7 protein-coding genes and 1 pseudogene are annotated in these 11,806 nt (G+C 61.0%); all 8 read right to left on the bottom strand.

The genetic code is table 11. The features are described from left to right. Positions 1-36 precede the first annotated feature (36 nt). Positions 37-732 (bottom strand): annotated as a pseudogene (cobA, locus tag E3W21_RS21665) (uroporphyrinogen-III C-methyltransferase); the annotation flags it as partial. A gap of 11 nt (positions 733-743) precedes the next feature. Further along, complete coding sequence (locus tag E3W21_RS21660; RefSeq protein WP_166793856.1) at positions 744-3,458, bottom strand: nitrate reductase; 2,715 nt, start codon at positions 3,456-3,458, stop codon at positions 744-746. Next, the gene (gene nirD / locus E3W21_RS21655) at positions 3,458-3,775 is read right to left on the bottom strand and encodes a nitrite reductase small subunit NirD (RefSeq protein WP_134421789.1); all 318 of its coding nucleotides are present in this window, start codon (positions 3,773-3,775) and stop codon (positions 3,458-3,460) included. The genes E3W21_RS21660 and nirD overlap by 1 nt, the downstream gene beginning before the upstream one ends. Continuing rightward, positions 3,772-6,240 carry a nitrite reductase large subunit NirB gene (gene nirB / locus E3W21_RS21650; RefSeq protein ID WP_134421788.1) on the bottom strand — a complete coding sequence of 823 codons (2,469 nt, stop codon included), beginning with the start codon at positions 6,238-6,240 and terminating at the stop codon, positions 3,772-3,774. The genes nirD and nirB overlap by 4 nt, the downstream gene beginning before the upstream one ends. 400 nt (positions 6,241-6,640) lie before the next feature. Then, positions 6,641-8,311 (bottom strand): bifunctional protein-serine/threonine kinase/phosphatase, encoded by a 1,671-nt coding sequence (locus E3W21_RS21645; RefSeq protein WP_134421787.1) that lies wholly within the window; start codon positions 8,309-8,311, stop codon positions 6,641-6,643. A 7-nt stretch (positions 8,312-8,318) separates the two neighbouring features. Next, positions 8,319-9,530: a NarK/NasA family nitrate transporter gene (locus E3W21_RS21640; protein ID WP_046047894.1), complete on the bottom strand. Its 1,212-nt coding sequence runs from the start codon at positions 9,528-9,530 to the stop codon at positions 8,319-8,321. A 318-nt stretch (positions 9,531-9,848) separates the two neighbouring features. Next, positions 9,849-10,424, bottom strand: coding sequence for an ANTAR domain-containing response regulator (locus E3W21_RS21635; protein WP_008146285.1), 576 nt, complete (start codon positions 10,422-10,424; stop codon positions 9,849-9,851). Positions 10,425-10,439: 15 nt separating this feature from the next. Next, entirely contained in the window at positions 10,440-11,651 is a 1,212-nt protein-coding gene (locus E3W21_RS21630) for a CmpA/NrtA family ABC transporter substrate-binding protein (protein WP_134421786.1), read from the bottom strand. Positions 11,652-11,806 lie beyond the last annotated feature (155 nt).

Here is an 11,806-nt window from a genome sequence, read left to right as displayed (position 1 = left end):
GCGTTCGGACGATCTTTTGATCTCATCACACCCCGCGACGGCACCGATCACCAGGATCGCCGGGCTTTTGAGCTCGAAGCTGCAGGCGTCTTCTTCCATTGCCGTCAGGTCGCTCCGACATTCCCGCTGGTGTGGCAGGGAAGCGTTTTCAATCATTGCCACCGGTGTATCCGCCGCCATTCCTCCGGCGAGCAACTGCTCACGAATCTCGCTCAGTTTTGCGACCCCCATATACACCACCAGCGTCGTGCCACCTTGGGCCAGGGCTTGCCAGTTCAGACTGCTGCCATCCTGAGTGTGGGCGGTGACCAGCGTCACGCCACGAGCAATACCCCGCAGGGTCAACGGAATATCGCATTGCGTTGCGCCAGCAAGCCCGGCAGTGATGCCGTTGACCAGTTCCACTTCGACCCCATGTTCACGCAGCCACTGCGCCTCTTCGCCGCCCCGGCCAAAAATGCACGGGTCGCCACCCTTGAGCCGCACCACGCATTTACCGTGGCGGGAATAACGCAGCATCAGGCGATGAATGAACGCCTGAGGTGTGGAGCGACAGCCGCCGCGCTTGCCCACGGGAATGATCCGCGCCTGCGGGCAATGTTCCAGCACCGCGTCGTTGACCAGGTCATCGATCAGCACCACATCCGCTTCGCTCAGCGCCCGCACGGCCTTGAGGGTCAACAATTCCGGATCGCCAGGACCCGCACCCACCAGCCAGACTTTTGCGCTCATAGTGTTTTTCCTCACGAGGTGACGGCGACCGGCTGCGCAGTGGCGGCCAGCAAGCGCTTGATTTCCGGGACGCAGGAGCCGCATTGCGTGCCGCAGCCCAATTCTTGTTTCAAACCCTGCAGGTCCAGGCCGCGGCTAATGCCGGCGCAGACCGCGCTTTGGCTGACGTTTTTGCAGTTGCACAGGGTTTTGTTACCGGCGGTCGGCGTATTGGCGTTGCCCGGTGGGGCGCTCAGAGGTGCCAGCAGCCAGCGCCGCAGTTGTTCGTCAGCGCGACCTTCCAGCCACAGGTTTTGCAGCCAGTGTTGGGCAAGGGTTTCACCGGCCAGGCGAATTGCAGTGATCCGGCCGTTCTCGATCCGCACCCGTTTACCGATGGAGCGCCGTGGGTCGTCGTAGGCCAAAACCGGGCCATCGTTGAGTCCCAGGCATTGATCGATATCACGCAGCAATTGCGGGTCGGGCGCGACGGCGCTGGCAGCGCGTATCAGCAGCGCGGGGCGTTCGCGGCCGGCCAGGCTGAGGCTGACGTAGGAAAACGCCTCACAGAGCGGTCGTAGCGTCTCAAAATTCTGTTGAACATTGCCCTCGATCAGGGCGAACAGGTTCCACGGCAGTTGCACCGGTTCCAGGCGTACGCCGCTGTGCTTGAGTTCGGGTTGTTTCGACAAAGGGTCGAAAGCCGGTTGGGTGAGCGCATTTACGCCGCCCTTGAGGAAGCGGTCACCCCAATGCATGGGCAGAAAGGCCTGACCAGGTCGCACGCTGTCGTCACTGCCAACGGCGACAATCACTGCGCCACGGCGACTTTTCAGGCTGACCAGGTCGCCCGATTGCAGCCGATGCCGACGCAGTTCATCCGGGTGCAAACTCAACACGGCTTCGCTGACGTGGCCGAACAATTGCGCGGTGGTGCCGGTGCGGCTCATGCCGTGCCATTGATCCCGCAGGCGGCCGGTGATCAGGGTCAGCGGGAAGCGCGCGTCGCGTTGTTCCTTGGCGGCGCGATACGGGTCGGCCACGAATTGCGCGCGTCCACTGGCCGTCGGGAAAATACCGTCCAGGTACAGCCGGGCCGTGCCTTCACTGGCGCCAGTGGGGAAGGGCCATTGCTGCGGGCCGAGGCGATCGATCAGTTCATGACTGATGCCGGACAAGTCCAGATCACGCGCGCGGGTCAATTGCTTGTACTCGTCGAAGACCTGCGCCGGGTTTTCAAAGGCAAACAGGCTGGTTTGCCCGGGGCGCAGATGTTTTTCCAGGCGCTGTGCGAAATCCACCGTGATCGCCCAGTCAGAGCGGGCTTCACCGGGTGCGATGATCGCCCGGCGAACGTGGGAAATGCGACGTTCAGAGTTGGTCACCGTGCCGTCCTTTTCGCCCCAACTGGCTGCAGGCAGCAGCAGGTCAGCGAAGGCCGCGGTTTCTGTGGTCCGGAACGCTTCCTGCAACACCACGAACGGGCAGGCTTCCAGTGCCGCGCGCACTGCGGTTTGATCCGGCATTGATTGCGCCGGGTTGGTGCAGGCGATCCACAGCGCCTTGATCTTGCCGCTGCGCACCTGCTCAAACAATTCGATTGCGGTGAGCCCGGTGTTTGCAGGCAGTTGATCCACGCCCCAATACGCCGCCACTTCCGCGCGATGTTCGGCATTGGCGACTTCGCGATGGCCTGGCAGCAGGTTCGACAAGCTGCCGGTTTCGCGGCCACCCATGGCATTTGGCTGACCGGTCAGGGAGAAAGGTCCTGCACCGGGGCGGCCGATTTGCCCGGTGGCCAGGTGCAGGTTGATCAGTGCGCTGTTTTTCGCGCTGCCGGCGGTGGACTGGTTCAAGCCCATGCACCACAGCGACAGGAAGCTGGGTGAAGTGCCCACCCATTCAGCGCATTGCTGCAGTTGCTCGACACTGATCCCGCAGAGCTGCGAAACCATCTGCGGCGTGTAATCACGCACCAGGTTTTTCAGTTCGGCCAAGCCTTCGGTGTGGGCCTTGATGAAGTCGCGGTCAACCCAGTCTTCCCACAGCAGCAGGTGCAAAATCCCATGGAACAACGCGACATCGGTGCCTGGCAGAATCGCCAGGTGCAGGTCAGCCAAATCGCAGGTGTCGGTACGACGCGGGTCGATGACGATGACTTTCATCTGCGGCCGGCGGGATTTCGCTTCCTCCAGGCGGCGGAAAAGTATCGGGTGGGCGTAGGCCATGTTGCTGCCGACGATCATCACGCAGTCGCTCAATTCCAGGTCTTCGTAGCTGCACGGCGGTGCGTCGGCGCCCAGGCTGCGCTTGTAACCGACTACTGCCGAAGACATGCACAGGCGCGAATTGCTGTCGATGTTGTTGGTGCCCACCAGCGCTCTCGCCAGTTTGTTGAAGGCGTAGTAATCCTCGGTCAGTAATTGCCCGGAGATATAGAACGCCACGCTGTCCGGGCCGTGTTCGGCGATGGTCTCGGCAAAAACGCTGGCGGCATGATCGAGGGCGGTGTCCCAGTCGGTGCGGCTGCGGGCCAAGTCTTTGCCCAGGCGCAGTTCGGGATACAACGCCCTGGCTGCGAGGTCGCCGGTGAGGTGCAAGGTGGAACCTTTACTGCACAGTTTGCCGAAGTTGGCCGGGTGGGCCGGATCGCCGCTGACGCCGAGAATGCGCTCGCCGTCATGCTCGATCAGCACGCCACAGCCGACCCCGCAATAGCAGCAGGTGGAAGCGGTGATCTGGTTCATCAGCTTGCTTCCCGCAGGGCCAGCAACACCCGGCCATTCTCGACCCGTGCTGAATGGTGGTGAGCGCAACCGATGTCCGGAGCCTGGGCTTCACCGGTCTGAAGGTCGATCTGCCAGTTATGCAGCGGGCAGGCGACCCGTTTGCCGTAGATCAAACCTTGGGACAGCGGCCCGCCCTTGTGCGGGCAACGGTCGTCGAGTGCGAAAACCTCATCGTCGCTGGTACGAAAAATCGCGATGTCACCTTTCGGGCCGGCGATGATCCGCGAGCCCAGGGCATTGATTTCTTCCAGTGCGCAGATATCCAGCCAGTTCATGCCGGCACCTCCAGGTTCTTCACTGTGATGACGTCGAATTCTTTCTTCAGCAGCGGTTGTTCCAGGCGTTCCTTCCACGGGTCCTGTTCGAACGACAAGGAGAATTGCAAGCGATCGTTGAGCGCCTTGCGCCGCTCCGGGTCTTCCAGCACGGCTTTCTTGATGTGTTCCATGCCGACCCGTTGCAGGTAGTGCACCGTGCGTTCGAGGTAGAAAGCTTCTTCGCGATAGAGCTGCAGGAACGCGCCGTTGTATTCACGCACTTCTTCGGCGGTCTTGAGCTTGACGAAGAATTCCGCGACTTCGGTTTTGATCCCGCCGTTGCCACCGATGTACATCTCCCAGCCCGAATCCACGCCGATAATTCCGACGTCCTTGATGCCCGCTTCCGAACAGTTGCGAGGGCAACCGGAGACGGCCAGTTTCACTTTGTGCGGCGACCACATGTTGAACAGGTCATGCTCAAGCTCAATGCCCAGTTGGGTGGAGTTCTGGGTACCGAAGCGGCAGAACTCACTGCCAACGCAAGTCTTCACGGTGCGGATGGATTTGCCGTAGGCGTGTCCGGACGGCATGTCGAGATCCTTCCAGACGCCCGGCAGGTCCTGCTTCTTGATCCCCAGCAAATCGATACGCTGGCCTCCGGTCACCTTGACCATCGGCACGTTGTATTTGTCGGCCACGTCGGCAATGCGTCGCAGCTCCGAAGGATTGGTCACACCGCCCCACATCCGTGGGACTACAGAGTAAGTGCCGTCTTTCTGAATGTTGGCGTGGGCACGTTCGTTGATCAGGCGCGATTGCGGATCGTCCTTGGCTTCGCCCGGCCAGGTGGAAATCAGGTAGTAGTTGAGCGCCGGGCGGCACGTGGCGCAGCCGTTCGGCGTGCGCCAGTTCAGATAGCTCATGGTGCCGGCAATGGTCAGCAAATGCTGCTCGCGGATGGCCTGACGAATTTGCCCGTGATTCAAGTCGCTGCAACCGCAAATGGCTTTTTCGCTTTTCGGTTTAACGTCTGCTGCGCCGCCCACGGTGTTGATCAGGATCTGTTCCACCAACCCGGCGCAGGAGCCGCAGGAGCTGGCAGCCTTGGTGTGTTTCTTGACGTCGTCGACGCTGAACAACCCGTGTTCCTGAATCGCCTTGACGATGGTGCCTTTGCACACGCCGTTGCAACCGCAGACTTCGGCGGTGTCGGCCATGCTCATGGCTTTGTCCTGGCCCTGATGTCCTACATCGCCCAGGGCCAGCTCCATGGATGAAGAGCCGCCGAACATCAGGTGATCGCGGATCTGCGCGATGTCGTGGTTCTCACGGATCTGCCGGAAATACCAGCCGCCGTCTGCCGTATCGCCGTACAGACAGGCCCCGACCAACACGTCATCCTTGATCACCAGTTTTTTGTAGACCCCGCCGATGGGGTCGGAGAGGGTGATGGTTTCGGTGCCTTCGCCACCCATGAAGTCGCCGGCGGAGAACAGGTCGATGCCGGTGACTTTCAATTTGGTCGACGTCACCGAGCCCTTATAGGTGGCGAAGCCCAGTTGGGCGAGGTGGTTGGCGCAGACCTTGGCCTGTTCGAACAGCGGCGCCACCAGGCCGTAAGCGATGCCGCGGTGGCTGGCGCATTCGCCGATGGCGTAGATGCGTGGGTCGTAGGTTTGCAGGGTGTCGTTGACCAGGATCCCGCGGTTACAGGGAATGCCGGATTTTTCCGCGAGCTCGGTGTTAGGTCGAATACCGGCGGCCATCACCACCAGGTCGGCGGGGATGATGTCGCCGTTCTTGAACTCAACCGAGCCGACCCGGCCATTGCCTGCATCGTGCAGGGCCTGGGTTTGCTCGCAAAGACGAAAGTGCAAGCCGCGGGCTTCCAGGGCAGTTTGCAGCAACTGGCCGCTGGTTTTATCCAGTTGCCGTTCCAGCAGCCATTCCCCGATGTGCACCACGGTGACGTGCATGCCGCGCAGCATCAGGCCGTTGGCGGCTTCCAGGCCGAGCAGGCCGCCACCGATCACCACGGCGTGCTTGTGGGTTTTCGCGGTGTCGATCATTGCCTGGGTGTCGGCGATGTCGCGGTAGCCGATCACGCCGTGCAAGGTGTTGCCGGGGATCGGCAGGATGAACGGAGTCGAGCCGGTGGCGATCAGCAGGCGATCGTATTCGGCCTCGCTGCCGTCTTCGGCGATCACGCGGCGTTTGACCCGGTCAATCTCCACCACTTTGCGGTTGAGCAGCAGCTTGATGTTGTTGTCCAGGTACCAGTCCAGATCGTTGAGCACGATCTCTTCGAAGGTCTGTTCACCGGCCAGCACCGGTGACAGCAGGATGCGGTTGTAGTTGGTATGGGGTTCGGCGCCGAAGACCGTGATGTCGTACAGCTCATTGCTCAGCTTGAGCAGTTCTTCCAGGGTGCGAACCCCGGCCATGCCGTTGCCGATCATCACCAGTTTTAGTTTTTTCATCAGGTTCTCCGGGGAGCTCGGACCCGCCTCATCAGGGCTTACAGGTCTTGCTCGACAAAATTTGCGCAAACAAAAAAAGGCGTCCCGCTAGTTGCCTAGCGAGGACGCCTTTGTCCTGGTCCCGTTCTCTCGGGCAGCGCATCCTTCGTCGTTGAAGGCTGGGCTTTATGTATGGTAAGAAAGGTAATGCAGTGGTTGTGCCAAGTCGCACAAATGCCGAATTTATGGGCTCTTGTCATGGGAGGAGGTATTTCCGTGCACCGGTTCAATGCGCGATGCCCGGTTTTGAAGCAGAAAAGTCAAAAGATCGCAGCCTACGGCAGCTCCACAGGAGATCGTGGGCACCCGTAGGAGCTGCCGCAGGCTGCGATCTTTTGATCTTTTGGGTGCAGTGAAAAACTCAGCCATGAAACAGTAAAAACAGCAGCACCAGATTCACCAGCAACGACACCAGCGCCAAGGTTCGCCAGACCTTCAACGGTTCGCGCTCCAGCAACGGTCTGGGTCGCACGCTCAAACTGCGCCGCTCGCCCTGTTCCAGTAGCAGCAACCATTCTTCCGCCGTTTCAAAACGTTGACCCGGATCCGCCGCCACGGCGCGCTCCAGACTTTGCGCAATCCATTCCGGCAGGTCGGGTCGATAGCGACTGGCGCTGACAGAAACCCCGAACCGTGGGCGCTGGAAGGCTTCGATTTCGCCGTAGGGATAATGCCCGGTGAGCAGGAAATACAGGGTCACGCCGACGGCATACAAATCCTGTTGCGGTGTCGGTGCTTCCCCGCGAAAGGCTTCCGGCGCGATATAGGTGGGCGTTCCAGGCAGGGCAGAAGGCTGATCTTCAGACAGGCCAGGGCAGTAGGCGAGTCCGAAGTCCAGCAGGCGTAATTCGCCGTCGTCCCCCAGCAGCAGGTTCTCCGGTTTGATGTCTCGATGGAGAATCTGCCGTCGATGCAGTATGCCAACGGCGCGCAGCAGGCGTTCGGCCAGATCCTGCCATTGGGGCAGAGGCAGCGGTCCGACATCGGCGTGCAGCTCCGCCAAGGTAGATCCGGAATATTCCCGCATCACGTAGTACAAATGCTGACGCTGACTGGTGGCATGGACTTCAGGGAAATGCCGCCCGGCCACGCGCTTGAGAAACCATTCTTCCGACAGCAACGCCTGCCCGGCCAAGTGATCGTCGCGCAGCGCGCCTGGCAAGGTTTTCAGTAGCCAGGGTTGTTGTTGCCCATCGCGCACCCGATAGAGCAGCGACTGCTGGCTCCGGCCGAGTATCCCTTCGACCTGCCAACCTTCGAAAGTCTGGCCTGGTTTCAAGGCTGGCGGCAGCGGCCATTGCTGCAAATGAATCAATGCATCGGCGATGCTCGTTTCACCGAGGGCATCGACCCGCACCAACAAGGCGCTGGCGTTGTCCTGGCTGCCGGCCAGATGCGCCGCGTTGACCAAGGTCTGCGCAGCGCTGTTCAAATCCGGTTGATCGCGCAGAATTGCCGCAATCGCGGTGTCGCCCAGCACGGCCCAAATGCCGTCGCTGAGCAGTACGAAACTTTCGTTCAACCGCAGTTCGCCATCGAGAAAATCCAGCACCAAATGCTGATCGAGCCCAAGTGCCCGTTTGAGCACATGCTGCATGCCCGGCTGGTCCCAGACGTGATCTTCGCTGACCCGTTGCAAGGTGTCAGCGTGCCAGCGATAAACACGGCAATCGCCGACATGGGCCAAGGTAAATCGCCTACCGCGCATGACCAAAGCACTGACAGTGGTGAGCAACGGTTGCCCACCGCCATTGGCCTGCAACCAGCGATTTTGTGCCAGTAGCAGGCGATCCAGTGCCTGCGCGACGCCCCAGGTTTCCGGCGTGGCGTAGTAATCCAGCGCCAGAGCCTGCAGCGTCGAGCGGGCGGCGAGGCCACCATCGGCGCACTGGCTGACGCCATCGGCGATGGCGAACAGGTAACCCTTGCTCGCCGCCAGCGCCGGGGCCGGAGTCACCAGACGCAGGGCGTCCTGATTCTCCTCGCGAGGGCCAATGGCGCTCGCTTCGGCAAAACTCAGTTGCAGGCTCATTGAGGCGTCAGACCCGAGCAGCGGTCACGGCTGCCGAACCCCAGGTGGTTCTCCAGCGACGCTTCACGCCGTGCAGACCGAACCAGGCCAGAACGCCAAGACTGGCGAACAACCACAAGGCCAGTTGATAGCTGCCAGTGCTTTGCTTGATTGCGCCCATGCCCGCAGCCAGTGCAAATCCACCGATACCGCCGGCCATGCCGATCAAACCGGTCATCACACCGATCTCCCGACGAAAACGCTGCGGCACCAATTGGAAAACAGCGCCGTTACCGGCACCCAAACCGAGCATGGTGCAGACGAAAAGTGCCAGTGCCGCGTAGGAACTCGGCAGATTGAAACCCACCGCTGCGATGCAGACCGCCGCCACCGTGTACATCCCCAAGAGGGTGCGAATGCCACCGAAACGATCGGCCAGAGCGCCGCCCAACGGACGCATCAAACTGCCACCGAACACACAGGCGGCGGTGTAGTAACCGGCGGTCACCGGGCTCAGGCCATATTGGTCGTTGAAATAGCCGGGCAGGGCGCTGGCCAGGCCGATGAAGCCGCCGAAGGTCACGCTGTAGAAAAACATGAACCACCAGCTGTCGCGGTCGCCCAAGGCCTTGAAGTAGTCGGACACGGACTTGGCTTTCGGCCGCTCAGGCGCGTTTTTGGCCAACCAGGCGAAGACGATGATGGTCAGAATCAGCGGGATCAGGGCGAAGCCGAACACGTTGCTCCAGCCAAACGCAGCCGCCAGCACCGGGGCGATCAGTGCCGCGAGCACGGTGCCCGAGTTACCGGCACCGGCGATACCCATGGCTTTGCCTTGGTGTTGTGGTGGATACCATTGCGACGCCAGCGGCAGGGCGACGGCGAAGGATGCGCCGGCCATGCCGAGGAACAGGCCCAGCACCAACGCTTGTTCATAGCTGTGGATGCCGAGTTTCCAGGCGCCGAACAGGGCGCAGATGACGATCACCTGGCCAATCAGCCCGGCGGTTTTCGGCGACAGGCGATCAGCCAGCAAGCCCATTACAAAGCGCAATACCGCCCCGGCCAGAATCGGCGTGGCCACCACCAGCCCGCGCTGCTGGGTGGTCAGGTGCAGGTCGGCGGCGATCTGCACCGCCAGTGGGCCGAGCAGGTACCAGACCATGAAACTCAGGTCGAAATAGAGGAAGGCCGCGAACAATGTCGGGGTATGGCCAGATTTCCAGAAGCTTGAATTCATCGCGCACCTCAGCTGTTAGGAGTCTCGAGAAGGAGTCATGAGCTTGCAGGTGGGGCGCCGCATCGGCCGCACCACCGGCCCCGGTCTATGGGGCCAAAACAAAAAAACGCCGCCACCGGATTCGCCAAAGGGCAAATGAGGTGAGCGACGTCTTTGTCGTAGGTGGGGCAACCGCCGTTGGTTACCTGTAGTGATTACCTAGCGAGATCTGTGCCACATCTAGAGTTTGTGCCGAGACGAAAAGATCGCAGCCTTCGCCAGCTACAGGTGTACGCGATACCAAGTAGGAGCTGCCGAAGGCTGCGATCTTTTTGCTCTTCAGCCGAGCAACTCGCTCATGGCGATGATCTGTTCCGCCACCTGAATCAGCTTCTGCTGACGGCTCATGGCCTGGCGGCGCATCAGGGTGTAGGCCTCTTCCTCGTTGCAGTCCTTCATTTTCATCAGCAGCCCTTTGGCCAGCTCGATGCGTTTGCGCTCGGCCAGTTGCTGGTCGCGGGCATTGAGTTGGGCGCGCAGGGCCTGGTCGCTTTCAAAACGCGCCATGGCCACGTCGAGAATCGGCTGCAAGCGCTGTGCGTGGATGCCTTCGACGATGTAGGCACTGACGCCGGACTTGATCGCCTGACGCATCACATCGGGGTCATGTTCATCGGTAAACATCACGATTGGCCGCGGTTGGTCGCGGCTCACCAGCACCACTTGTTCCATCACATCGCGGCTCGGTGACTCGGTATCGATCAAAATCACGTCCGGACGCACCGTTTCGACGCGCGCGGGCAGGTCGATGGTCAGGCCCGACTCGTCGATCACCTCGAACCCGGCTTCGGTCAGGGCCGCCTTCAGGCGACCGACTTTCTTCGCGGTGTCGTTGATCAGCAGGATACGCAACATATTCGCAGTCTCCTGTCAGCGGCTGGCGAGAAGGGGCGAGCTGTCGCTCATGGCGTGCAGCTTGAAACTGCGGGCATAGCCGGCGGGGTCCAGTGCATCCCAGACCTTGCCGTCGATCAACTGGCTGCTGCGCATTGGCTGATCACTCGCGGCCACACCTACAGCGGCGGCGGCCTCTCGATACAAGTCTAGTTGCTGGACCTGACGGGCCACGCCCAGGTAGTCCGGGTCGTCGCGCAACAAACCCCAACGGCGGAACTGGGTCATGAACCACATGCCATCGGACAGGTACGGCAGATTGACCTCGCCATCACCATGGAAGCGCAGTGCGTGCGGGTCCTGCCAGCGATTACCCAGACCATCGGCGTAGTCGCCGAGCAACCTCGGCTCGATGCAATCGAGTGGCGCGTCGAGGTATTGCGGGGCACTCAACAGCTTTGCGGTGCTGCGGCGATTTTCCGTGCTTTCTTCGATGAAGCGGCTGGCCTCCAGAATCGCCATCACCAGCGCCCTTGCGGTGTTGGGGTATTGCTCGACAAAGGCGCGGGTGCAACCGAGGACTTTTTCCGGGTGATCGGGCCAGATGGTCTGGGTGGTTGCCATCGTGAATCCCAGGTTCTGCTGCACCGCGCTGGCGGACCATGGCTCACCGACACAGAAGCCGTCAATGCGCCCGGCTTGCAGGTGCGCGACCATTTGTGGCGGCGGCACCACCACACTGTCGACGTCCTGCAACGGATGAATACCCTGACTCGCGAGCCAGTAATACAGCCACATGGCGTGAGTGCTCGTAGGAAATGTCTGTGCGAAGGTGAGTTTTGGGCGACTTTGGTGCACGTGCCGTTCCAGTGCTTCAGGACTGGTCACGCCCAGCGCCTGTAAGCCATGGGAGAGGTTGATGCTCTGGCCATTCTGATTCAGGCCCATGAGCACCGCCATGTCGGTCGACGCGACACCGCCGATGCCCAAATGCACGGCGTAGATCAAACCGTACAGACTGTGGGCGGCGTCGAGTTCGCCACTGACCAGTTTGTCCCGCAGGTTGGCCCAGGACGACTGGCGCTTGAGGTTCAGCGTCAGGCCATAAGGTTGGGCAAAGCCCTGCGTGGCCGCGACCACTACCGAGGCGCAGTCACTCAGGGCCATGAAGCCGAGGTTGATTTCGGTCTTTTCCGGGGCATCGCTGCCGTTGACCCAGGCCAGAGGGTTGGCTGGAACTTCAATCATCAGTAAACACCTTCCATAAAAAAGCGCCGGACCGGCTGCTTGCCAGGGCAAGGCCAAGTGACGACGCCTTTGTCTTTCGACTCATCCCGCCGTTGGCATGAGTGCTTATGTGAGTGACGGTGCAAGGCATATGCCATCGCTCGCTGATTTTGTCG

It is taken from the genome of Pseudomonas sp. F01002 (assembly GCF_004402115.1).
In the GTDB taxonomy this organism is placed as follows: Bacteria; Pseudomonadota; Gammaproteobacteria; order Pseudomonadales; family Pseudomonadaceae; genus Aquipseudomonas; species Aquipseudomonas frigoris.
This window is presented reverse-complemented; position numbering and strand designations above follow the sequence as displayed.

Coding starts and splice junctions, on each gene's coding strand:
- E3W21_RS21660 (WP_166793856.1), bottom strand. CDS start 3,458: ATGAACCAGATCACCGCTTCCACCTGCTGCTATTGCGGGGTCGGCTGT.
- nirD (WP_134421789.1), bottom strand. CDS start 3,775: ATGAACTGGCTGGATATCTGCGCACTGGAAGAAATCAATGCCCTGGGC.
- nirB (WP_134421788.1), bottom strand. CDS start 6,240: ATGAAAAAACTAAAACTGGTGATGATCGGCAACGGCATGGCCGGGGTT.
- E3W21_RS21645 (WP_134421787.1), bottom strand. CDS start 8,311: ATGAGCCTGCAACTGAGTTTTGCCGAAGCGAGCGCCATTGGCCCTCGC.
- E3W21_RS21640 (WP_046047894.1), bottom strand. CDS start 9,530: ATGAATTCAAGCTTCTGGAAATCTGGCCATACCCCGACATTGTTCGCG.
- E3W21_RS21635 (WP_008146285.1), bottom strand. CDS start 10,424: ATGTTGCGTATCCTGCTGATCAACGACACCGCGAAGAAAGTCGGTCGC.
- E3W21_RS21630 (WP_134421786.1), bottom strand. CDS start 11,651: ATGATTGAAGTTCCAGCCAACCCTCTGGCCTGGGTCAACGGCAGCGAT.